Origin of the sequence: Rhodococcus sp. 2G (genome assembly GCF_001886355.1) — a bacterium.
Lineage (GTDB): Bacteria > Actinomycetota > Actinomycetes > Mycobacteriales > Mycobacteriaceae > Rhodococcus > Rhodococcus pyridinivorans.
Map to the genome: position 1 here is coordinate 2,160,999 of NZ_CP018063.1, position 22,005 is coordinate 2,183,003.

The 22,005-nt window shown below is 68.7% G+C and carries 24 protein-coding genes; 5 read left to right on the forward strand and 19 right to left on the reverse strand.

All coding sequences use genetic code 11. The annotated features are described in order from the left end of the window. Positions 1–181 precede the first annotated feature (181 nt). Positions 182–1,213: an iron-siderophore ABC transporter substrate-binding protein gene (locus tag BO226_RS10075; RefSeq protein ID WP_071935140.1), complete on the forward strand. Its 1,032-nt coding sequence runs from the start codon at positions 182–184 to the stop codon at positions 1,211–1,213. Positions 1,214–1,249: 36 nt separating this feature from the next. Here the strand turns inward: BO226_RS10075 and BO226_RS10080 are convergent, their stop codons facing one another. From BO226_RS10080 to BO226_RS10095, 4 genes are all read right to left on the reverse strand, one after another. Beyond that, positions 1,250–1,918 (reverse strand): methionine ABC transporter permease, encoded by a 669-nt coding sequence (locus BO226_RS10080; protein WP_016696053.1) that lies wholly within the window; start codon positions 1,916–1,918, stop codon positions 1,250–1,252. Between the two features lie 13 nt (positions 1,919–1,931). Next, a complete protein-coding gene (locus tag BO226_RS10085) occupies positions 1,932–2,951 on the reverse strand; it encodes a methionine ABC transporter ATP-binding protein (RefSeq protein WP_006554050.1) in 1,020 nt (339 codons plus the stop codon). Then, the gene (locus BO226_RS10090; protein ID WP_071935141.1) at positions 2,951–3,787 is read right to left on the reverse strand and encodes a MetQ/NlpA family ABC transporter substrate-binding protein; all 837 of its coding nucleotides are present in this window, start codon (positions 3,785–3,787) and stop codon (positions 2,951–2,953) included. The genes BO226_RS10085 and BO226_RS10090 overlap by 1 nt, the downstream gene beginning before the upstream one ends. A 78-nt stretch (positions 3,788–3,865) precedes the next feature. After that, on the reverse strand, positions 3,866–4,894 hold the full coding sequence (locus tag BO226_RS10095; RefSeq protein WP_071936406.1) for an isopenicillin N synthase family dioxygenase: 1,029 nt from the start codon (positions 4,892–4,894) through the stop codon (positions 3,866–3,868). A gap of 351 nt (positions 4,895–5,245) precedes the next feature. On the opposite strand from BO226_RS10095, the gene BO226_RS10100 reads away from it, so the two are divergent. Together BO226_RS10100 and BO226_RS10105 are read left to right on the forward strand one after the other, a co-directional pair. After that, positions 5,246–5,863 (forward strand): DJ-1/PfpI family protein, encoded by a 618-nt coding sequence (locus tag BO226_RS10100; RefSeq protein WP_019289699.1) that lies wholly within the window; start codon positions 5,246–5,248, stop codon positions 5,861–5,863. Continuing rightward, complete coding sequence (locus BO226_RS10105) at positions 5,860–6,357, forward strand: MarR family winged helix-turn-helix transcriptional regulator (protein ID WP_006554054.1); 498 nt, start codon at positions 5,860–5,862, stop codon at positions 6,355–6,357. The genes BO226_RS10100 and BO226_RS10105 overlap by 4 nt, the downstream gene beginning before the upstream one ends. On the opposite strand, the gene BO226_RS10110 is transcribed toward BO226_RS10105, so the two are convergent. From BO226_RS10110 to BO226_RS10155, 10 genes are all read right to left on the reverse strand, one after another. Then, positions 6,324–7,208: an acyl-CoA thioesterase II gene (locus tag BO226_RS10110; protein WP_006554055.1), complete on the reverse strand. Its 885-nt coding sequence runs from the start codon at positions 7,206–7,208 to the stop codon at positions 6,324–6,326. The two genes, BO226_RS10105 and BO226_RS10110, sit on opposite strands and share 34 nt — an antisense overlap. After that, entirely contained in the window at positions 7,205–8,626 is a 1,422-nt protein-coding gene (gene pyk, locus BO226_RS10115) for a pyruvate kinase (protein WP_006554056.1), read from the reverse strand. The genes BO226_RS10110 and pyk overlap by 4 nt, the downstream gene beginning before the upstream one ends. Positions 8,627–8,769: 143 nt before the next feature. Beyond that, positions 8,770–9,720 carry a TM2 domain-containing protein gene (locus BO226_RS10120; protein ID WP_071935142.1) on the reverse strand — a complete coding sequence of 317 codons (951 nt, stop codon included), beginning with the start codon at positions 9,718–9,720 and terminating at the stop codon, positions 8,770–8,772. Continuing rightward, a complete protein-coding gene (gene lgt, locus BO226_RS10125; protein ID WP_071935143.1) occupies positions 9,717–10,754 on the reverse strand; it encodes a prolipoprotein diacylglyceryl transferase in 1,038 nt (345 codons plus the stop codon). Before lgt ends, BO226_RS10120 begins: the two co-directional genes overlap by 4 nt. Continuing rightward, positions 10,751–11,554 (reverse strand): tryptophan synthase subunit alpha, encoded by an 804-nt coding sequence (gene trpA, locus BO226_RS10130; protein ID WP_071935144.1) that lies wholly within the window; start codon positions 11,552–11,554, stop codon positions 10,751–10,753. The genes lgt and trpA overlap by 4 nt, the downstream gene beginning before the upstream one ends. Beyond that, on the reverse strand, positions 11,551–12,813 hold the full coding sequence (gene trpB, locus BO226_RS10135; RefSeq protein ID WP_006554060.1) for a tryptophan synthase subunit beta: 1,263 nt from the start codon (positions 12,811–12,813) through the stop codon (positions 11,551–11,553). The genes trpA and trpB overlap by 4 nt, the downstream gene beginning before the upstream one ends. Positions 12,814–12,925: 112 nt before the next feature. Then, positions 12,926–13,735 (reverse strand): indole-3-glycerol phosphate synthase TrpC, encoded by an 810-nt coding sequence (trpC, locus tag BO226_RS10140; protein ID WP_016696041.1) that lies wholly within the window; start codon positions 13,733–13,735, stop codon positions 12,926–12,928. 91 nt (positions 13,736–13,826) lie between these two features. Further along, positions 13,827–14,492 (reverse strand): TIGR02234 family membrane protein, encoded by a 666-nt coding sequence (locus BO226_RS10145; protein WP_071935145.1) that lies wholly within the window; start codon positions 14,490–14,492, stop codon positions 13,827–13,829. After that, positions 14,489–16,072, reverse strand: coding sequence for an anthranilate synthase component I (locus BO226_RS10150; protein ID WP_198040630.1), 1,584 nt, complete (start codon positions 16,070–16,072; stop codon positions 14,489–14,491). The genes BO226_RS10145 and BO226_RS10150 overlap by 4 nt, the downstream gene beginning before the upstream one ends. Before the next feature lie 44 nt (positions 16,073–16,116). Beyond that, positions 16,117–16,905, reverse strand: a complete 789-nt coding sequence (locus BO226_RS10155; RefSeq protein WP_071935147.1) for a dioxygenase family protein — start codon at positions 16,903–16,905, stop codon at positions 16,117–16,119. A 110-nt stretch (positions 16,906–17,015) separates the two neighbouring features. Here BO226_RS10155 and BO226_RS10160 point away from each other — a divergent pair, with 110 nt between their 5' ends. Both BO226_RS10160 and BO226_RS10165 read left to right on the forward strand, forming a co-directional pair. Next, entirely contained in the window at positions 17,016–17,501 is a 486-nt protein-coding gene (locus tag BO226_RS10160) for a MarR family winged helix-turn-helix transcriptional regulator (RefSeq protein WP_024101210.1), read from the forward strand. A 285-nt stretch (positions 17,502–17,786) separates the two neighbouring features. Continuing rightward, on the forward strand, positions 17,787–19,028 hold the full coding sequence (locus BO226_RS10165; protein WP_071935148.1) for an IS110 family transposase: 1,242 nt from the start codon (positions 17,787–17,789) through the stop codon (positions 19,026–19,028). 292 nt (positions 19,029–19,320) lie between these two features. Here BO226_RS10165 and BO226_RS10175 read toward each other — a convergent pair whose 3' ends face one another. From BO226_RS10175 to BO226_RS10195, 5 genes are read right to left on the reverse strand one after another with little or no spacing between them, the layout of a single operon-like run. Further along, complete coding sequence (locus tag BO226_RS10175; protein ID WP_016935788.1) at positions 19,321–19,500, reverse strand: tautomerase family protein; 180 nt, start codon at positions 19,498–19,500, stop codon at positions 19,321–19,323. A gap of 56 nt (positions 19,501–19,556) precedes the next feature. Continuing rightward, positions 19,557–19,970 carry a PE-PPE domain-containing protein gene (locus BO226_RS28060; RefSeq protein WP_071935149.1) on the reverse strand — a complete coding sequence of 138 codons (414 nt, stop codon included), beginning with the start codon at positions 19,968–19,970 and terminating at the stop codon, positions 19,557–19,559. Between the two features lie 60 nt (positions 19,971–20,030). Beyond that, positions 20,031–20,393 (reverse strand): phosphoribosyl-AMP cyclohydrolase, encoded by a 363-nt coding sequence (gene hisI / locus BO226_RS10185; RefSeq protein WP_024101212.1) that lies wholly within the window; start codon positions 20,391–20,393, stop codon positions 20,031–20,033. Continuing rightward, positions 20,390–21,163 (reverse strand): imidazole glycerol phosphate synthase subunit HisF, encoded by a 774-nt coding sequence (gene hisF, locus BO226_RS10190; protein WP_071935150.1) that lies wholly within the window; start codon positions 21,161–21,163, stop codon positions 20,390–20,392. The genes hisI and hisF overlap by 4 nt, the downstream gene beginning before the upstream one ends. Then, positions 21,160–22,002: an inositol monophosphatase family protein gene (locus BO226_RS10195; protein WP_024101214.1), complete on the reverse strand. Its 843-nt coding sequence runs from the start codon at positions 22,000–22,002 to the stop codon at positions 21,160–21,162. The genes hisF and BO226_RS10195 overlap by 4 nt, the downstream gene beginning before the upstream one ends. Positions 22,003–22,005: the final 3 nt, after the last annotated feature.

Sequence of the window (22,005 nt, forward strand, 5' to 3'; positions counted from 1 at the left end):
CCTTCCCGCTCGGGACGTGAGCGGTTTCGATAACAGAATACTATCAAATGTGACATCTGTCTCGTGATCTTTTTGTGGGACATCACGAAGTTGTGGACGGCCCGGAAATCTGCCGATAACCGGCATCCCCTTCAGAAGGTTAGGCTCACCTCTCGAACCGTCCGATCAGTGAGAGGTATCCATGAAATTTCTGTCCCCGCGCCGCCTCGGGTCACGCGCGGTAGTCGCGCTCGTCGCCGCCGTCGCACTCACCGCCTGCTCGTCCGGCAGTGGCGACGACTCGAACGGTTCTCCGACGGGCGACTTCGAACCCGTCGCGATCGAGCACGCACTGGGCACCGCCGAGATCGACGCGCAGCCCGAAAGGGTCGTCACGCTCGGGATGGGTTCGGCCGAGACGGCGATCGCACTGGGTGTCACCCCAGTGGGGATGGAGGAATATCCCTGGGGCAGCGACGAAACCGGATATCTGCCCTGGATCCACGAGGAACTGACCGAACGCGGCGAGCCGCTGCCCGAGCAGTTCACCGGTGGCGCCGAGGTGGACGTCGAGGCGATCGCCCGACTCGCCCCGGACGTCATCCTCGCGCCGTGGTCGGGCATCACGCAGGAGCAGTACGACCTGCTGTCGGCGATCGCCCCGACCGTCGCCTACCCCGAACTGCCCTGGACGATCACCTGGCAGGACCAGATCGAGACCATCGGCACCGCACTCGGCAGGCACGACGAGTCGCTGGATCTGATCACGGGGATCGATGACACCTTCGAACGCACCGCGGCGGAGCATCCCGAATACGCCGGGGTGACGTTCTCGTATATCTACAACACCGGCCCCAGCACGCTGGGCGTGTTCATGCCCGACGAGCAGCGCGTGGCGATGGTCCGCGGACTCGGGCTGACGGTCGACCCGGTCGCGGAGACGCTCGAGGAGACCGAGGGCACCGACTCGGCGGTCATCGGGCTCGAGAACGCCGGACTGCTGAAGGACTCGGATCTGATCTTCACGTTCTATTCCGACCCGGCGAACCGCGCGGAGATCGAATCGCAGGCCGTCTACCAGCAAATTCCGGCGATCGCGCGCGGCTCGCTCGTCGCGCCGGAGGAACAGCCGTTCGTCACGGGATCGTCGATGATCAATCCGCTCACCGTGCCGTGGTCGATCGACCGCTACGTCCCGCTCGTCGACGAGGCGATCGCGAAGCTCGACCGCTGAGCCGGACGCACCGGTGGTGCGCCCGGCTCTCGGGCGTCACCGCCGGTGCGCGAGCCTGCGGACCATGAGATCACCGATCGACTGCATGATCTGCACCATCACGATGAGGACGACCACCGCGAGCAACAGCACCGGCGTGTTGAACCGCTGGTAGCCGTAGACGATCGCGAAGTCGCCGAGACCGCCACCACCGATGACACCGGCCATGGCCGAATAGCCCACCAGCAGCACGAGGGTGAGGGTGGCACCGGCGATCAGCGGGGACAGTGCTTCGGGCAGCAGCACCTTGCGCACGATCTGCGCGTTGGTGGCCCCCATCGCCTGGGCCGCCTCGACCCGGCCCCGGGGCACCTCCCGCAAAGCGGATTCGACGATCCGGCCGAAGAACGGGATGGCACCGATGGTCAACGGCACGATCGCCGCGGTCGGCCCGATCGCGGTACCCACGATGAAGCGGGTGAACCCGATCAGCGCGATCAGCAGGATGAGGAAGGGCAGCGACCGGAAGAGGTTGACGATCACGCCGAGGACGGTGTTGAGCGTCCTGCGCGGCCACAGTCCGGACGGGGACGTCAACTGCAACACGATTCCGACCAGCACACCACCGACGACGGTGAGCACGAAGGACACCGCAACCATGTAGAGCGTCTCGAGGGTGGCTTCCCACACCTCCGGGAAGGCGTCGTACCACTGCAGTTTGTTCATCGCGCCTGCACCGTCATTCCGTGAGTCCCTCCAATTCGGCTTCCGTCCCCCACGCCAGGCTCAGGTACGGGCGTTCGGCCACGAACCCCTCGATGAGTGCCCGATCGGTACCCGCCGTGAACCGAAGGCGCATCCGGCCCACGGTGACGCTGCCGACCTGTTCGACCCGGCCGCCGACCACAGCGATGTCGGCGTCGATCGCGCGGATCATCTCCGCGAGCCACGGTCCGTGCGCGGCATCACCGATCGCGGTGACCAGAGCCGTGTCGGCACCCGAACCCGTCGACGGGTCGGTGCCGACCGGGACGAGCGCATGCCCGAGCGCCGACTCGGGATCGGCGACGAGATCGACGATCCGGCCCGTCTCGACCACCTGTCCGGCGGCGAGCCGAGCTGCCGAGCTGCAGATCCGGCGCAGCACCCCGAGTTCGTGGGTGATCACCACGACCGTGACGCCCAGTCGTCTGTTCACCTCGGCGACGAGATCGAGGACCTGATCGGTGGTGTCCGGGTCCAGGGCGCTCGTGGCCTCGTCGCACAGCAGTACCTCGGGTTCGACGGCGAGTGCGCGGGCGATGCCCACGCGCTGCTGCTGTCCACCGGACAGCTGCGAGGGATAGCTCTCCCCCTTGCCGGCCAGGCCGACGAGATCGAGCAGCTCGAGCGCCCGCTTGCGGCGCTGTTCCTTGTCGATCCCCGCCACTTCGAGCGGGAATTCGACGTTCCGGATCACGGTGCGCGAGTGCAGTAGGTTGAACTGCTGGAAGACCGTCCCGATCCGGCGACGCGCCGCTCGCAGTTCCGCGCCGGACAGGGTCGACAGGTCGTCCCCGCCGAGCAGGATCCGTCCCGAGGTAGGCCGCTCGAGCAGGTTCAGACAGCGCAGAAGGGTGGACTTGCCGGATCCGGACGGGCCGACGATGCCGTAGATCTCGCCGTCGGGGATCTCGAGCGACACCCCTCGCAACGCCGCGACCTCCCCGGAGCGCCCGGCTCCGGGGAAGGTCTTGACGAGGTTCTCGACGACGATCATCAGTTCGCCGAGTGGACCGGCAGCACGGCGCCGGAGTAGGTCTCCTCGATCCAGGCAGCCGTCTCGGGCGACTCGAGGGCCTCGGCCAGCGCGGTCACTGCCGGGTCGTTCTCGTTCTCGGCCCGCACGACGAGCAGGTTGGAGAAGGGGTTGTTCTCGACCTCTTCGGTGACGATGGCGTCCTCGGCCGGGTTCAGGCCGGCTTCGAGCGCGTAATTGGAGTTGATCACGGCGGCGGTGATCTGCGCGTCGTCGAGCTGACGGGCGAGCTGCGGACGCTCGATGCTGACGAGGTTCAGGTTCTTCGGGTTGGCGGTGATGTTCGATTCGGTGACCACCGACAGGTCGGCCTCCTCGAAGGGCACGTCCATCTCGAGCAGACCGGCCGATTCGAGCAGGTACAGCGCGCGGGCGTAGTTGGTGGTGTCGCGCGGCACGGCGACAGTGTCGCCGTCCTTCAGCTCGTCGAGCGAGGCGATCTTGTTCGAGTAGAGGCCGATGGGCTCGAGGTGCACGTCGGCGACGGCGACGAGGTCGTCGATACCCTTCTGCTTCTGCCAGTCCGTCAGGTAGGGCTCGTGCTGGAAGAAGTTCGCGTCGACGTCACCGGCCTCGAGCAGTTCGTTGGGATCGACCTCCCCGGTGATCTCGACGATGTCGAGCTTGTAGTCGCCCAGCGCCCCGGTGCTCACGATCTGGTCGAGGATCTCGACGTGCGGGGTGGACGACGCCGAGATCCGGAGGGTGGTGTCGTCACCTTCGGACGACGAGCAGGCCGCGAGACCCGCAGCGAGGGTGAGCGCGGCGGACGCGACGACGATACGACGCAGTGACATCGGGTGGATACCTTCCGTTCGGAATGCGGGGACGTTGGAAATACGGGGACGTTGGAAATACGGGGACGGACAGATCGATTATCGGGGTGCGGCGAAGCGGGCGAGGAGATCCGCGTGAAAACGCTCCGCCACGTTCGGATGTGCCCGCAGGCGGGACTTGAGTGCGTTGAGGCCGTAGACGGCGTGCAGCGTGCCGCCGTGTGCGTCGGGGCCGACGCCGCGGGCGGCCGCGGCCAGATCTGCGGGCAACTCCACCGCCGGGAGTTCGCGGTCGAGACCGGGATTGAGGAAGAAGGGCAGCGACACGCGGTCGGTGCCCGCCGGGGGCGGCAGCACACGATGGACGGTCGCCTGGAGGTAACCGCCGGTGGCGACCTCGAGGAGTTCTCCGATGTTGACGATGAAATGCCCTGGGAGCGGGTCGATGTCGACCCAACGTCCGTCGCGTTCGACCTGGAAGCCGGTGCTGCCGGGTTCGGGATACAGCAACGTCAGCGCGCCGACGTCCTTGTGGCTGCCGACCCCTTGATCGGTGACCGAGCGGTCGTGCCCGGGATACCGCGCGATCTTCAGCAGCGGGTCGGGATCGGCGAAGGCGTCCTCGAAGTGATCGGCGGGGGCACCGAGGGATTCGGCCCATGCACCGAGCAGTCGGCGTCCGACGTTGCCGGCCTCGTCGACCCACCGCAGGGCCAGTTCGCGTAGTCGGGGGACCTGCTCGGGCCACAGATTGGGGCCGTGCAGCACCTCCCAGGGGCGGTCGGGGTCGACCTCGGCGACGGCATCGCGTTCCGGGCCGATGTCGAGTTGTTCGCGCCAGTCGACATAGCCCTGGGTGCGTTCGCCACCGACACGGGTGTAGCCGCGGAAGTGGGGCGAGCGGATATTCTCGATCGCGAGCTTGTCCGCCTCGGGGAGGGCGAAGAATTCGCGTGCCGCCGCGACGAGCCCGTCGGCGAGCGCGGGCTCTATCCCGTGACCGGCGAGATGGAAGAACCCGATCTCGTGGGTGGCCTCCCGGAGGCGATCGAGCAGGGCGTTGCGTGTGGTGTCGTCGCCGTCGAGATCGGACAGATCGATGACGGGCAATATTGTCGAATCGGACATGATGTGCCTTTCGAACCGCATCGGATGCGAGGAATTCCCGGTCACCGCCGGATCGTCGGTCACAGCGGACCCAGGGGAATCGTGAGAGCAGTGCGAGCAGCCCCGACAGGGGTGATCAGCGGCAACGACAACACGCAGGAGCCACGGCGCTTCGAGCGCGTGTGCTCACAGTCTGCGCGTGAGTGTTGCCCATGTTCTCCTCCGATGAGGTCGCGTGCGACCTTCGACGACAGTGGCGCCACGACGTGGTCCTGATCAAGGCTAATCGCCGCCTGGACCACCCGGCAAATCATCCTCGACCGGCAGTGCGACACCATTGACAGCAGGCTGTCGTTTTGTCAGCATACTGTCATGACCGAAACAGTTCACGTCGCCGTGTACGACACCCTGGCGGACTGGGAGATCGGATACGTCACGCCACATATCGCAGATCCCGAATGGCAGCGCAGCCCCGGCCGGTACCGCGTCCGTACCGTCGGAGCCACGACGGAACCGGTCACGACCAAGGGCGGACTCCGCATCCTTCCCGACGCCGTGCTCGCAGACATCACGCCGGAGGACAGCGCGATGCTGATCCTCGCGGGCAACGACATCTGGCCGACCGACGCCTACGCCCCGTTCGTCGACAAGACCCGGCAATTCCTCGACGCCGGCGTTCCGGTGGCCGCGATCTGTGGCGCGACCGGAGCGCTCGCGGCTGCCGGCCTGCTCGACGAGCGGCCGCACACGAGCAACGCTCCAGAATTCCTGCAGAGCGTCGGATACGGTGGCGCCGATCTGTACCGGGACGAACCCGCGGTCACGGACGGCGATCTCATCACCGCGAGCGGCATCGCCCCGGTCGACTTCGCCCGCGCGATCTTCACCCGGCTCGACATGTACGAACCGCGCGTCCTCGACGCCTGGTACGCCCTCTACGGCGAGCGCGACCCGCGCGGCTACTACGAGCTCATGTCCTCCGGCTCGTGACGGAGCAGAACGCGGCCGAGCAGCACCCGGCGGAGGCCGAACTGCTCAGCGCGGCCGCACTGACGGCCTTCCGGCTCAACGGCCAGTTTTTCGCGCTGGCCGAGACCCTGGCGCGTCCGGTGGGCCTGACCGCGGCCTGGTGGCAGGTCCTCGGCGCGGTCTCCTCCGCTCCGCTGCCGGTGTCCGCGATCGCCCGCGAGATGGGCATCACCCGGCAGAGCGTGCAGCGCATCGCCGATCTCCTCGTCGACAAGGGCCTGGCGGAGTACCGGCCCAATCCGGCGCACCGTCGCGCCAAGCTCGTCGCGATGACACCGGCCGGTCACGACGCGATCCGTGCCATCGGCCCCGCTCACGCCGACGCCGCGCGGGCACTGTGCGAGGAGACCGGATCCGAGAACCTGGCGCGGATCGTGGAGGGCATGCGCGCGCTGTCGGCCGCCCTCGACCGATCGGCCGATCAGCTCCCCGACGGACGACGCGGCGGGAAGTGACGGATGAGCCCTTCCTGCACGACGGTCGCGACGAGTTCGCCCTCGATGGTGAAGTAGCGTCCCGTCGCCATACCACGGGAACCGGCCGCTACCGGGGATTCCGTGGCGTACAGGTGCCATTCGTCGAAGCGGAGCGGACGGTGGAACCAGATCGAATGGTTGACCGTCGCCGCCACGATCCGGTCGAGTCCCCACGACAGGCCGTGCGTGGTGAGGATCGAATCGAGGACGGTCGTGTCGGACGCGTAGGCCAGCGTGGCGACGTGGAGCAGCGGATCGTCGGGCAGTTGCCCGTCGGCGCGCATCCACACGCGGTTGTGGCCGAGCTTCTCCCCCGTTCCCCGCAACACCCAGGCGGGGTCGTTGGCGTACCGCATGTCGATCGGCTTGAGCGCGCCGACGAAATGCGGCAACTGCTCCTCGAAGCCGCGCAGGCGTTCGCCGATCGGCGGAAGCGCTTCGGGCAGGGGAACATCGGGAACGGTCACCGAGTGTTCGAGGCCTTTGCCCCACCGCTGGAAGGCGGCGAGCATGACGAACAGTTCCTGGTCGTCCTGGTAGGCGGTGACCATCCGGTTCGCGAAGTCGCGGCCGTCCCGGTGGGTGACGACGTGGTAGTCGATGGGCCGCTTGACGTCGCCGCCCCGGATGAAATGGGCGTTGATCGCGTGCACAGGACGATCACCCACGGTGCGTCCGGCCGCAATGAGCGCCTGCGCGACGAGCTGACCGCCGAAGGTGCGGCTGCCGACCTGCTCGGGATGACCACCACGGAAGACGTTCTCCTCGACCTGCTCCAGATCGAGGAGGCCGAGGAGAACGTCGAGATCCGTTGTGTCCGACAGTGTCACCGGGTGTCTTTCTCACCCAACCGGTGCACGTGGATGAGGTTGGTCGAACCCGAGCGTCCCGGAGGCGCTCCGGCGACGATCACCACGAGGTCGCCGCGCTGGTACCGGCCCAGCGACAGCAACGCCGCGTCGACCTGTTCGACCATCTGGTCGGTGGTGTCGACCGGCTCGACCGAGAAGGTCTCGGTGCCCCACGTCAGCGCCAGCTGGTTGCGGATGTGCGGGACGGGCGTGAACGCGAGCAGCGGCAGCGGGGTGTGCAGCCGCGCGAGTCGTCGCACGGTGTCGCCCGACTGGGTGAATGCGACGAGCGCCTTGGCGTCGAGACGCTCGCCGATGTCGCGGGCGGCGTACGAGATGACACCGCGCTTGGTGCGCGGAACGTGCGTCAGCGCAGGCACTTCCGTCGAATCCGACTCGACGGCGGCAATAATGCGCGCCATCGTGCGGACCGTTTCGACGGGGAACTTGCCGACGGAGGTCTCACCCGAGAGCATCACGGCGTCGGTGCCGTCGAGCACGGCGTTGGCCACGTCGGAGGCCTCGGCGCGAGTGGGACGCGAGTTCTCGATCATCGATTCGAGCATCTGCGTCGCGACGATGACGGGCTTGGCGTTCTCACGTGCTATCTGGATCGCGCGCTTCTGCACGAGCGGTACTTGCTCGAGCGGAAGTTCGACGCCGAGGTCGCCGCGCGCCACCATGACCGCGTCGAAGGCGAGGACCACGGCCTCGAGATTCTCGACGGCCTCGGGCTTCTCGAGCTTGGCGATCACCGGCACGTGCCGCCCGACACGGTCCATGACCTCGTGAACGAGTTCGACGTCGGCCGGCGACCGCACGAACGACAGGGCGATGAAGTCGACACCGAGGCGCAGTGCGAACTCGAGATCCTCGATGTCCTTCTCCGACATGGCCGGAACGGAGACGTTCATCCCCGGCAGGGAGACACCCTTGTTGTTGCTGACGGGTCCGCCCTCGATGACGCGGCAGACGACGTCGTTGCCCTCGACCGCCTCGACGACGAGACCGACCTTGCCGTCGTCGACGAGCAACCGGTCGCCGGCGACGGCGTCCTGGGCGAGTTCCTTGTAGGTGGTCGAGACGCGGTCGTGGTCTCCGACCACGTCGTCGACGGTGATGCGGACCACTTCACCGTGTTCCCACACGGTGCGGTCCTCGGCGAATCGTCCGAGCCGGATCTTCGGCCCCTGGAGATCGGCGAGGATACCGACGGCGTGCCCGGAGGCCTCCGACGCAGCGCGGACCCGGTTGTAGTGGCCCTCGTGGTCGGCGTGTTCACCGTGGCTGAAATTCAGGCGGGCGACGTCCATTCCGGCGTCGACGAGATTCCGCAGGACATCGGGGTCGGCGGTGGCCGGCCCCATAGTGCAAACGATCTTGGTGCGTCGGGTCACGCTTCGAGCCTAGCCTCCGAGCCTGCGACCCTCCATCCCAGCACCCCGGTGCGTGTCGCCGGGGTGCCGATGGGACGGAGACGTCGGGATGTCACAGGCGACGGAGACGTCGGGATGTCACAGGCGACGGAGTCGTCGGGATGTCACGGACGGAGCTGGCGTCCGTTCTTGTCGCGGACCTTGCCGGTGAGCATGAGGATGCCGTCGATCAGCGGCCAGATGCCCCCGATACCGCAGGTGAGCCAGGTGACGGCGATCTGCGCGACCGCCGTGCCCGGCTGGTCGAGGTAGAAGCGTCCGGCACCGAAGGCGCCGAGCAGGATCTCCAGCACACCTGCGGTGACCTTGCTCTTGTCGGAGTACGGCTCGCCGGTGTAGGGATCGCGTCCGAAGGGCGCTGCGGCGTCGTGACCGTACGGGTTCGACGGGTCGGGGTAGCCGTAGGCGGGCATCACCCCGTAGCCGGGCGGCGGACCGTATCCCTGTCCGCTCTGCGGAGGCGGTCCGTAACCCTGCCCGCCCTGCGGAGGCGGACCGTAACCCTGCCCGCCCTGCGGCGGCGGACCGTAACCCGGCTGCTGCGTTCCCTGCGGACCGGTGTACCGGCCCTGCGACGGGTCCTGCTGCGGGGACCCGATCGGGTAGTGCGGGTCGGGTGTCCCGTAGACCGGTCCGGTGCCGGTCTCGGGCCGGCCCTGATGCTCGCCGTAGGGGTAGTCGCCCGGGGACGGATAGTCGGACTCGTGCTCGGCCGGCGGCGGGTAGCTGGGCGTGGTCCCCCAGCCCGGTCCGTTGCCGACACCCGAGTAGGTGTCCCATCCCGGTCCCGGAGTGCCGGTGGCGCCACCGAGGGAGTCGAGGGTGGGCGGTTGAGCGGACAACGAGGCCTGCGCGGTGGCGTCGTAGTCGAACGCGCGTCCGAGATCGGGCGGCGGGGTGTGCTCGCTCTCCGAGGACCGCTCCGGCGTGTCGGCGCCGGAGGCGGACTCGCTCCGCTTGGTCAGGTCGGGCTGGGCAGGCTCCGTCGTGTCGGGCTCCGGCTTGGCAGGCTCCGAATCGGATGCTCCCGAAGCTCCCGGGTCCTGTCTGGTCACGAGTGATCCCCTTTGCTGTCTCCGGACGTCGCTTCGTCGACTCTACCGGCGGCGGACGACGAGCTGTCCGACTCCGCATCCGCCGACTCCGAAGTGGGCGCGGCCTCGTCTGCGCCCGCCCCGCCCTCGCCCTGCGCGGCCGGCTCTCCCCCGGCGCCCGCGGCGGCGGGGTTCAGCGACGCGGGGTCCTCGCGGCCCTTGCGGGCGAGGACGAAGTAGGCGACCGCGAGCACGAACACGATGCCCGAGGTGAACGAGTTGATCCGGATACCCGCGATCTGGGTCGCCGCGTCGGTGCGCATGAGCTCGATCCAGAACCGGCCCGCGCAGTACCCGGCCACGTAGAGGGCGAACAGGCGTCCGTGGCCGATCGTGAACTTCCGGTCGACGAACACCAGCAGCAGCACGACGGCGAGGTTCCACAGCAGCTCGTAGAGGAAGGTCGGGTGCACGACGAAGGCCACCTCGCCGGTGGACACGCCGTCGACCAATCCTGGCGCGACCTGCCCTGCGTCGTTGCTCCGTTCGTAGATCTCGAGTCCCCACGCCACCGTGGTCTCGCGACCGTAGAGTTCCTGGTTGAACCAGTTGCCGAGGCGTCCGATGGCCTGCGCCAGCAGGATCGCCGGGGCGAGAGCGTCCCCGAAGGCCGGCAGCGGGATCCCCCGCCGACGGCACCCGATCCACGCACCGAGCGCACCGAAGGCGACCGCACCCCAGATGCCGAGGCCACCCTCCCAGATCTTCAGGGCGTCGACCGGGTCGTTGCCGTCTCCGAAGTACTTCTGCCAGTCGGTGGCGACGTGGTAGAGCCGCCCACCGATCAGGCCGAAGGGCACCGCCCACACAGCGATGTCGAGGACGGTGCCGGCCTGTCCGCCGCGCGCGACCCAGCGGCGGTCGCCCCACCAGATCGCCACGACGATCCCGACGATGATGCACAGGGCGTAGGCGCGGAGGGCGAACGGTCCGAGATACCAGACGCCCTGCGGCGGACTCGGCAGATAGGCCAGAACGGACGCAGTAGATGTCACGAGTGCACGTTAGCGGAGCGAACGCCCTTCGCGAGATCCCGAGTCAGTGCGAGCAACGCGTCGGGCCCTTCGGCGACGGCGGAGACCAGCGCCGAACCGACGATCACGCCGTCGGCGTAGCCCGCGATCTCCGCGGCCTGGGCACCGTTGCGCACACCGAGACCGACACCGACCGGGATGTCGGAGTGCGTGCGCACCCGGGCGACGATCTCCGGCGCGCGGTTGTCGACGCTGTCGCGGGCGCCGGTGACACCCATGGTCGAGGTGGCGTAGACGAAGCCACGGCACTTGTCGAGGGTGGTCGCGAGGCGCTCGTTGGTCGACGACGGTGCGACCAGGAAGATCCTGCCGAGTCCGTACTTGTCGGCCGCGGCGATCCATTCTTCCGCCTCGTCCGGGACGAGGTCGGGGGTGATGATGCCGAGTCCACCCGCGGTCGCGAGGTCGCGCGCGAAGTTCTCGACACCGTACTTGAGCACGAGGTTCCAGTAGGTCATCACGACCGCGGCGCCGCCGGCGGCGGTGATCGCTTCGACGGCCGGGAAGACGTCGCGGACCCGGACGCCGTTGGCGATCGCTTCGAACGCCGCGTTCTGGATGGTGGTGCCGTCCATGACCGGGTCGCTGTAGGGGATGCCGACCTCGATGAGATCGCAGCCGCCCTCGACGAGCGTCTTCATCGCCTCGACGGAGCGCTCGACGGTGGGATAGCCGACCGGCAGGTAACCGACCAGTGCGGCGCGGTTCTCGGCGCGGCAGGTCGCGAAGATCTCGGTCAGGCGTTCATGCGGGGCGCTCACTGGGCTGCTCCTTCGGGGCCGGTCCGGTCGGCGGACTCGTCGGTCGGCAGGTAACCGAACCACTTGGCGGCGGTGTCGACGTCCTTGTCCCCGCGGCCGGAGAGGTTGACCAGGACGATGGCGCCCTTGCCGAGTTCGGGGCCGAGCTCGACGGCACCGGCGACGGCGTGGGCCGACTCGATAGCGGGGATGATGCCCTCGGTGCGGCACAACAACGCGAAGGCCTCCATGGCCTCACTGTCGGTGACGGCGCGGTACTCGGCCCGGCCGGTGTCGGCGAGCCAGGCGTGTTCGGGGCCGACGCCGGGATAGTCGAGCCCCGCGGAGATCGAATGCGATTCGATGGTCTGGCCGTCCTCGTTCTGCAACAGGTACGAGAACGCGCCGTGCAGAGCACCGTGAGTGCCGCCGCCGATGGTGGCGGCGTGCCGTCCGGTCTCCACCCCGTCTCCCCCGGCCTCGCAGCCGACGAGCTTGACGGACGGGTCGTCGATGAACGGGTGGAAGATGCCGATCGCGTTCGATCCGCCGCCGACGCAGGCGACGACGGCGTCGGGCAGGCGACCGGTGAGTTCGCGGATCTGTGCGCGGGCCTCGAGGCCGATGATGCGCTGGAAGTCGCGGACCATCGCCGGGAAGGGGTGCGGGCCGGCGGCGGTGCCGAAGCAGTAGTAGGTGTTGTCGGCGTTGGTGACCCAGTCGCGCATCGCCTCGTTGATCGCGTCCTTGAGGGTGCGCGAGCCGGTCTTGGCGGCGATGACCTCGGAGCCGAGCAGACGCATGCGCGCGACGTTGAGGGCCTGCCGTTCGGTGTCGACCTCGCCCATGTAGACGCGGCATTCGAGACCGAGCAGCGCGCATGCGGTGGCGGTGGCGACGCCGTGCTGGCCGGCGCCGGTCTCGGCGATCACGCGGGTCTTGCCCATGCGCTTGGCGAGCAGCACCTGCCCGAGCACGTTGTTGATCTTGTGCGAGCCGGTGTGGTTGAGATCCTCGCGCTTGAGGAAGATGCGCGCTCCGCCGGCGTGTTCGCTCAGGCGGGTGGCCTCGTAGACCGGGGACGGGCGGCCGGTGTAGTCGCGCTGCAGGCGGTCGAGTTCGGCCAGGAAGCCGGGATCGACGCGCTCCTTCTCGTAGGCAGCGGTGACCTCCTCGATCACCGCCATGAGCGCCTCGGGCACATAGCGGCCACCGAAGACTCCGAAATGGCCGCGGACGTCGGGTTCGTGCGCGGTCGGAGTGGCGAGGGCTTCGCTCATCGAGGGAAGCCCTCGGCCCTTGGCGGAAAGTGCGGAATCGTCTGCAGTCACGCGTCCAGTCTGCCCCACCACGCGACGCGGATCACGTGGGGGTCCGGACCGGCCGGGACGGTCAGCGTGCGGGCTTGGGGCACGACGGATGCGTGCCCACCGTCACCAGTTCGGCGACTGCCTGGCGCGGATCCCCACTGGTCACCAGTCCCTCTCCGACGAGCACCGCGTCGGCGCCGGCACCCGCGTACGCGAGCAGATCGGCCGGGCCGCGGACACCGGATTCGGCGATCTTGAGCACGTTGCTGGGCAGGCCCGGCGCGATGCGCGAGAAGGTCGTCTTGTCGACCTCGAGGGTCTTGAGGTTGCGGGCGTTGATGCCGATGACGGTGGCGCCGGCCTCGAGGGCACGGTCGGCCTCCTCCTCGGTGTGCGCCTCGACCAGCGCGGTCATGCCGAGCGACTCGACGCGGTCGATCAGCGCCGTCAGGACGGTCTGCTCGAGGGCCGCGACGATGAGGAGCACGATGTCGGCGCCGTGTGCCCGCGCCTCGTGGATCTGGTAGGGACCGACCACGAAATCCTTGCGCAGTACGGGAATACGGACAGCGCGACGGACGGCGTCGAGGTCGGCGAGGCTGCCGTGGAATCGGCGTTCCTCGGTGAGAACGCTGATGGCGCGAGCGCCTCCGGACTCGTACGCTGCTGCGAGCTCGGCGGGATCGGCGATGTCGGCGAGAGCACCCTTCGAGGGGCTGGCACGCTTCACTTCGGCGATGACCGCGATACCCGGTTCGCGCAGCGCGGCCTTGGCGTCGATCGGTGGGGGCGCGGCTGCGGCGGCAGCCTTGACGGACGCGAGATCGAGGGCCGCCTCACGGGCGGCGACGTCTGCTCGCACTCCTTCGAGAATCGAATCGAGAACTGTCATCGTGGCTCGAGTCCTTTCCCACCCTGCTCAATCCCGATGTGATCAAGCTCATCGGATCTGTCTAGAAGAGTAGTGAAGTGGTTTACAGCGGTCACCGGCGGGTGCCCGTATCACCCTCGCCACCGTCGTCGGTGGGATCCTCACCTGCGTCCAGTGCGTCCCACAGACCGCGTTCGGACAGGGGTTCGTCGTTCTCGGCGCGCCGGGCGGCCGCCTCGCGACGTGCTGCCGGGGCGTCGTACTTCGACGACAATCCGGCCGCCTCGCGCGGGGTGCGCCACAGCGTCACCGCCGTGGCGAGGGCCGCGACGGCGCCGACGATCGCAAGGACGGCGGGCAACGGATAGGTCTCGACGGCGGTCACGGTCGCGCGGTCGGGCAGCGCAGCGACACCGGCCGCGGTCTCGGGGTCTGCGTCGCCGGTGAGCAACCGGACGGCGGGGATCGCGGCGGCGACGGCGACGGCCGCGACCACGAGCGAGACGAGACGCAGCGCGAGTCCGCGCACCGCGAAGACGGCGGCGACCGCCGCGAGCAGCACGAGAGCGAGCGGGGTCAGTGCCGCCGCCCAGCGGCCACCCTCGAGGTCGTCGACGCGGTCGATCCCGAGTCCGTCGGACGAGACCGCGGTGACCCATGTCATTCGGCTCGACGCCCAGAGCAGGGCCGCACCGACCCCGAGCAGCAGGGCGGCGTTCACGGTCGGCCGGCGCCGGCGTCCGGTGGTGGGGCCGGCGTCCGGCGTCTCCGCGGTCACCGTGCGTCACCGCCGTAGGTGGTGAGGGTGGACGCGGCGGCCACTGCGGCGAGGGCGGACATGGCCTTGTTGCGGGCCTCGGTGTCCTCGGCCTCCGGATCGGAGTCGGCGACGATGCCGGCACCCGCCTGCACGTAGGCGACGCCGTCCTTGACGAGCGCGGAGCGGATCGCGATGGCGGTGTCGGCGTCGCCCGCGAAATCGAGATAGCCGACGATGCCGCCGTAGATGCCGCGGCGGGTGGGTTCGAGTTCCTCGATCAGTTCCATCGCGCGCACCTTCGGCGCCCCCGACAGGGTCCCGGCGGGGAAACACGCCGTGACGGCGTCGAGGGCGTGCTTGCCCTCCGCGAGTCGCCCGGTGACCGTGGAGACGAGGTGCATCACGTGGCTGTACCGCTCGATGTGGCGGTAGTCGTGCACCTCGACGGTGCCCGGCGTGCACACCCGGCCGAGGTCGTTGCGGCCGAGATCGACGAGCATGAGGTGCTCGGCGTTCTCCTTCTCGTCGTGGACGAGGTCCTTCTCGAGCAGGATGTCCTCCTCCTCGTTCGCGCCGCGCCACCGGGTCCCTGCGATGGGATGGGTGGTGGCCACCCCGTCCGAAACCGTCACGAGCGCCTCCGGGCTCGATCCGACGATCGAGAAGGCCGTCTCACCGTCCGGGCTGGGGATGTGGAGCAGAAACATGTACGGGCTGGGGTTGGACGCGCGGAGCATCCGGTAGACGTCGATCGGCTCTGCGTCGCAGTCGATCTCGAAGCGCTGCGAGAGCACCACCTGGAAGGCCTCACCGGCCTCGATGTCGCCGATCAGTTTGCGGACGTCCGTGCAGAACGACTCGGTGGTGCGCTGGCGGCGGTAGTCGGGTTCGGGCCGCGAGTAGGTCGCGACGGTGGCCGATGCGGGCGCGGCGAGGGCCGCGGTCATCCGGTCGAGGCGGGCGACGGCGTCGTCGTAGGCTTCGTCGACGCGCTCGTCGGAGCCGTCCCAGTTCACGGCGTTGGCGATGAGCCAGATCATGCCCTCGTGGTGGTCGACGGCCGCGAGGTCGGTGGCCAGCAGCATCACCATCTCGGGGATCTGCAGATCGTCCTCGGCGAGCGTCGGCAGCTTCTCGAGATGGCGGACGACGTCGTAGCCGAGATAACCGACCATGCCGCTGGTCAGGGGCGGCAGTCCGTGGATGCGGTCGGTGTGGAGCAACTGGAGGGTCTCGCCGAGGACGTCGACGGGGTTGCCACCCGTGGGCGCGCCGGCCGGGACGTTGCCGTACCAGGCAGCGTCGCCATCGACGACGGTCAGCGCGGCCGGGCTCCCGGCGCCGATGAACGACCACCGCGACCACGACCGGCCGTTCTCCGCCGACTCGAGCAGGAAGGTTCCGGGGCGGTCGGCCGCGAGCTTGCGGTAGGCCGACAGCGGGGTCTCCGCGTCCGCGAGCACCTTGCGGGTCACCGGGACCACGCGGTGCTCGGCGGCCAGCTGGCGGAACTGCTCGCGGGTGGTCGTCGAATCGGAACGGCCGCCACCCGAGGAGTCGGTGGTGGCTGCGGGAATGGTGGTGGGCTCGCCGGACATGCGCCCCATCATCCCAGGGACCTCGTCCGGCTCTGCAGCCGCCGTCAGGCGACCTGGAACGAGCGCTTGGCCAGGCCCATCCAGAAGCCGTCGACGACCTGGTCGATGCCGCGGCCGGGGGCGTCGGAGGCACCGAGGGTGACGAACAGCGGAGCGAAGTGCTCGACCGACGGATGCGCGTAGGGCATGCCCGGTGCGCGGTGCCGGAAGTCCAGCAGAGCGTCGACGTCGCCGCGCGCGAGTTGCTCGGCGGTCCAGTGGTCGAACTCCGACGACCAGCCCGGCGCGGCGGCCTCGGGCCGCGGGTCGCGCAGGAAGGGCAGACCGTGCGTGGTGAACCCGGACCCGATGATGAGTACGCCCTGCTCACGCAGCGGACGCAGCCGGGCGCCGAGGTGCAACAGCCGTTCCGGGTCGAGGGTGGGCAGGGAGATCTGCAGCACCGGGATGTCGGCGTCCGGGTACATGACGGTCAGCGGTACGTAGGCACCGTGGTCGAGTCCTCGGTTCGGCTGCTGCACCACCGGTTCGTCGTCGGGCATCAGTGCCGCGACCTGCCGGGCCAGTTCGGGCGCGCCGGGGCTGGTGTAGGTCACCTCGTAGAAGCGGCGCGGGAAGCCGCCGAAGTCGTACACGAGCGGGGTGCCGGTGGTCGTCGACCCGATGGTCAGCGGAGCGGATTCCCAGTGCGCCGAGACCACGAGGATCGCTGTGGGTCGCGGCAGGTCGGCCGCCCAACGCTGCAGCTGCGAGACCCACAGTTCGCTGTCGACGAGCGGCGGGGCGCCGTGACTGAGGAACAGGGCGGGCGTGGTCGCGGAATCGATGGTCATGACATCCCCTCAAGTTGAAGCTTCAAGTATCATAGAGGAGAACCCGTCGCGCGGCCATTCCCATTCCCCGACCGGGTGCGACAGCGAAACCGAACGAGCGAGGAGCAGGCATGAGCAACGAGGACCCGCAGTGGCTCGATGCGGCGCAGCAGAACGCCTGGCGAGCGCTCGTCTCCGTTGTCACGCGCCTGCCGGCCGCGCTCGACACCCAGATGCAACGCGACTCCGACATGACGCACTTCGAGTACTTCGTCCTCGCACTGCTCTCCGAGAACCCCGAGCGTCGACTGCGTCTCAACGCCCTCGCCGCCGAGGCCAACGCGTCGCTGTCGCGGCTCTCGCACGTCGTCACGCGCCTCGAGAAGCGCGGCTGGATTCGACGCGAACCCGTTCCGGGCAGTCGCGGTTCGTACGCAGTGCTCACCGATGCCGGCTACGACACAGTAGTCGAAGCGGCACCGAGCCACGTGAAGGCGGTGCGCAGGCTCGTGTTCGACGGCCTCGACGACAACCAGGTCCGCGCGCTCGCGCGCCTGGGCTCCGCCCTGGTCGAGCAGATCGACGAAGGTATCGCCGGCGGTATCGGCAAGGCCTAATGGGAGCTACCGACCCCCACGACTGTGGCAAGGTTCGGTGTAGGTGGCGACCGGTGGGATAACACTCTCAAGACCAGGCGTGGCCCCGTCCCCGAGCAGTCGGGCTGATGCCTGAACTCAGACCGTGTACCCGCCGGTCGTGAGGGAAGCGGTGATCGCTGATGGGATGACGTACCCCGATGCTGTGGCGTGTCGGTGAGTACTCGAGCCATTAGGTCGCCGACTGCTTTCCTCCGCTACCGGACCGAAAAATAGTGGATAGCAGCCTGTTCGGAGGTTCACGCCATGTTGTTCATCGGCGATGACTGGGCGGAAGGCCATCACGACATCGAGGTCGAAGACGACGTCGGCCGCCGGTTGGCGCGGATACGGCTGCCGGAGGGCGTCGAGGGGCTGGCCCGATTGCACGAGGTGGTGGCCGAACATCTCGATCCTGACAGCACCGGCAGCAGTGACCTCCCCGAGGGTGCGGTCGTGGTCGGGATCGAAACCGATCGTGGGGTGTGGGTGTCGACGCTGCTGGCCTGTGGCTATCAGGTCTATGCGATCAACCCGATGTCGGCGGCACGATATCGGGAACGGCACGGCACCTCAGGAGCCAAATCCGACGCCGGCGACGCTCACGTTCTCGCCGAGATCGTCCGGCTGGACCGGGGTCATCACCGCCAGATCGCCGGGGACTCCCCGCAGGTCGAAGCCCTGAAACTGCTTGCCCGGGCCCACCAAGGCCTGATCTGGGACCGGACCCGGCACCTGCAGCGGATGCGGTCGGCGCTTCGCGAGTACTTCCCGGCCGCATTGACCGCGTTCGACAACCTCGCCGCCCCGGACACCCTGGCATTGCTGCGCAAAGCTCCCGATCCGGATCGCGCAGCACGACTGACCACCGGGCAGATCACCGCGGAACTGGCCCGGGCGCATCGGCGCGGGGACCGCACCACCAAGGTCACCCGCATCCGCGATGCGCTGCGGGCACCGGCGCTGCGGCAGCCGGCTGCGATCGAACATGCCTACGCGGTCGTCGTCGCCGGGCAAGCGCGCATGCTCGAGCATCTGGCCGAGCAGATCGAGGAGCTCGAGCAGGAGGTCAAGCGCAGTTTTCGTCGGCACCCGGCCGCTGAGATCGTCCGCAGCTGTCCCGGACTGGGAGACGTGCTGGGCGCCCGGGTGCTGGCAGAATTCGGCGACGATCCGCACCGATACCGTAATGCCAAGGCCCGCAAGAACTACGCCGGGACCTCGCCGATCACCCGAGCGTCGGGCAAGAGGAAGACGGTGTCGGCGCGCTACGCCCGCAACAAGCACCTGGCCGATGCGTGTCATCAATGGGCGTTCTGCTCGATGAACACCTCGCCGGGTGCTCGGGCTTATTACGACGCGCTGCGAGCCCGGGAGGTCGGCCATCATGCCGCGCTGCGTCAGCTCGGTAACCGGCTCGTCGGGATTCTCCACGGATGTCTGAAGACCGGCACGATCTACGACGAGATCACTGCCTGGCCACACGCCCCGTCAGCAGTTGCTGCTTGACACAGATACGCCATGGGATGTCTGAGCTGCCGCTCGACGACCCTCCCGCGCGTGTTCGTAGGTCACGCCGATCCCGTCGTGGATCCGGATGCAGTCCTGCACCAACTCGCTGCCGTACTGCCCGATGTAGGCCGTTGCGGCACAGAAGAGTTCGTCCGCATCGGGGCTCGATGTCGCGACCGCACGCCCCTTCACCCCGTCGCCAGAAGACAGCACTCTCAATACAGAGAACACTAGTCTCATCGGATAAGAAACGGGTACGCGAGGACGGACTCGGGTGGACCGAGTCGGTTCAGCCGAGCGGAGTTCCGCCCACGCCCCAGTTCTCGCGGGGCACCTCGGTGATCGTCACCCACACCGACGACGGATTCTTGCCCGAGGCCTCGGCGTACGCGCGGGTGACCGCGGAGATCACCTCGGCCTTCTGCTCGTCGGACAGGCCCGGCGTCTGACTGATCTGGATGAGAGGCATGCGGGCATTGTTGCAGCCCGTCGCACGACCCGCTGATCGGTCCTGCGCCGTGTCCGTCACGGTACGATCCGGACCTCCGTCGTCCGCGGATGCTCGACGAGCGCAACCATCGCATCGACGAACGGGACACCGTCGACCACCGGCGTCGAATAGTGCTGGCGCAGAGCGCAATAGCCCTCGATGCGGCCCGCGGCGCCCGTGGGATCCGACAGCGGATCGACCATGTCGCACACGGCGTCGCCGGCGGCGCACAGGGTGGCCACCGGAACGTCCCCGAAGCCCGCTCGCGCCCCGCTCGGCGAGATACCGGGCAGGGCGGCGGGCACCACGACCTCCGCGCCGGTCCCGGACGTCCGCGGATCGGCGATGAGCAGACCGGAGAGATCGGCCGGTCGGTCGGAGGCGTGCGCGAGGTCGGCGAGGACGTCACCGGCCACAGCGGCGCCCTGCGAGAAACCGACGATGCGCACCGCGGCCTCAGGGCACTCCGTCTGCGCCCGCGCGACCTGCCGGTGGAGTTCGGCGACCGGCTACTCGGCGATCTGCGGTGCCTCGAGTAGGACGTCGGTATCGAAGCAGGTGTGCGTGCCGGTGTGGCAGGCGGCGCCGACCTGGTCGACGACGAGCAGCACCGTGTCGCCGTCGCAGTCGAGACGCACCTCGTGCACGTACTGGGTGTGCCCGGACGTCTCGCCCTTGACCCAGTACTGCTGCCGCGACCGCGAGTAGTAGGTGGCCTTGCGGGTCGCGAGGGTGCGGGCGAGCGCCTCGTCGTCCATCCACGCCATCATCAGCACGGCGCCGGTGGCCCGCTCCTGCACGACGGCGGCGAACAGACCGTCGTCGTTGCGCTCGAGCCGGGCGGCGATCGCCGGATTCAGGATGCCGCTCATCGGACCGTGATCCCTTCCACGCGCATCGCGTCCTTGACCTGACCGATGGTCAGCTCCCGGAAGTGGAAGACGCTCGCGGCGAGCACCGCGTCGGCACCGGCCTGCACCGCGGGCGCGAAGTGCTCGACGGCTCCGGCACCACCGGAGGCGATCACGGGCACGTGCACATCCTTGCGCACGGCCTCGATCATCTTCAGGTCGAAACCGTTCTTGGTGCCGTCGGCGTCCATCGAGTTGAGCAGGATCTCGCCGACGCCCAGTTCCTCGCCGCGCCGGGCCCACTCGACCGCGTCGATGCCCGTCCCGCGACGACCACCGTGCGTGGTGACCTCCCAGCCGCTCGGCGTGGATTCCTGCCCTGCGGGCACGGTGCGGGCGTCGACCGAGAGCACGATGCACTGCGAGCCGAACCGCTCGGACATCTCGCGCAGCACCTCGGGCCGGGCGATGGCCGCGGTGTTCACCGAAACCTTGTCGGCGCCGGCGCGCAGCAGACGATCGACGTCCTCGACGGTGCGGACGCCGCCTCCGACCGTGAGCGGGATGAACACCTGCTCGGCGGTGCGCGTGACGACGTCGAGCATGGTGCCGCGGTCACCGCTCGACGCGGTGACGTCGAGGAAGGTCAGTTCGTCGGCGCCCTGTTCGTTGTAGAGGGCGGCGAGCTCCACCGGATCACCCGCATCGCGCAGGTTCTCGAAGTTGACACCCTTGACCACCCGCCCCGCGTCCACGTCGAGGCACGGGATGACCCGCACGGCCAGCGTCATGTTCGATCTCCTTCGGAACCCAACTGCTCGGCCACGGACCGTTCCGTCGCCGACTGCACAATCTTCAGTATCTCGCCGTGCACTCCGGGCGCTGCAGCGACCACCGATCCGGACCCGATCCGCCAGGGCCGGCCCGCGAAGTCGGTGGCGATGCCACCGGCGGCCCGCACGAGTGCGACACCAGCGGCGTTGTCCCAGGGGTGGTGGCCGAACACGACGGCACCGCCGATCGCGCCTCCCGCGGTGAACGCGAGGTCGGCACCGGTGGAGCCGTGCATCCGCAGCCGGGCGACGCGCCGGCTCAGCTCGGTGATGACGGCGAGACGCCGGGTGCCGGGCACCCGACCGCGACTGTCGATGTCGAAACTGCCGACCGCGATCATCACGTCCTCGAGCCGCGCCGGTTGCAGCGGTTCGGTGGGCTCGCCGTTCACGAGCAGCGGCCCGTCGGCGATTCCCGCGAAGCGCTGATTCGTCAGCGGCAGCCACGTGAGGCCGAGGACCGGTTCGCCGTCCTCGACGAGAGCGAGGAGGATCCCGGCCATCGGCAGCCCGGCGGAGTAGTTGATGGTGCCGTCGATCGGGTCGAGCAACCAGACGGTGCCCTCCCCCGCGGACGGGCCGCCGAACTCCTCACCGTGCACGGGGATACCGGTGCGCTCGGCGAGGGCACCGGAGATCCGCCGCTCGAGTTCGAGATCGAGGTCGGTCGCGAAGTCGTTCGGCCCCTTGTCGACGGAACGCGGCGCACCGTGCCCGGCGACGAACCGTTCCGCGACCTCGTCGAGTACACCGCTCGCGACGGCGAGCAGCCGGTTCAGGTCTGCGGGATCGGTCATCGG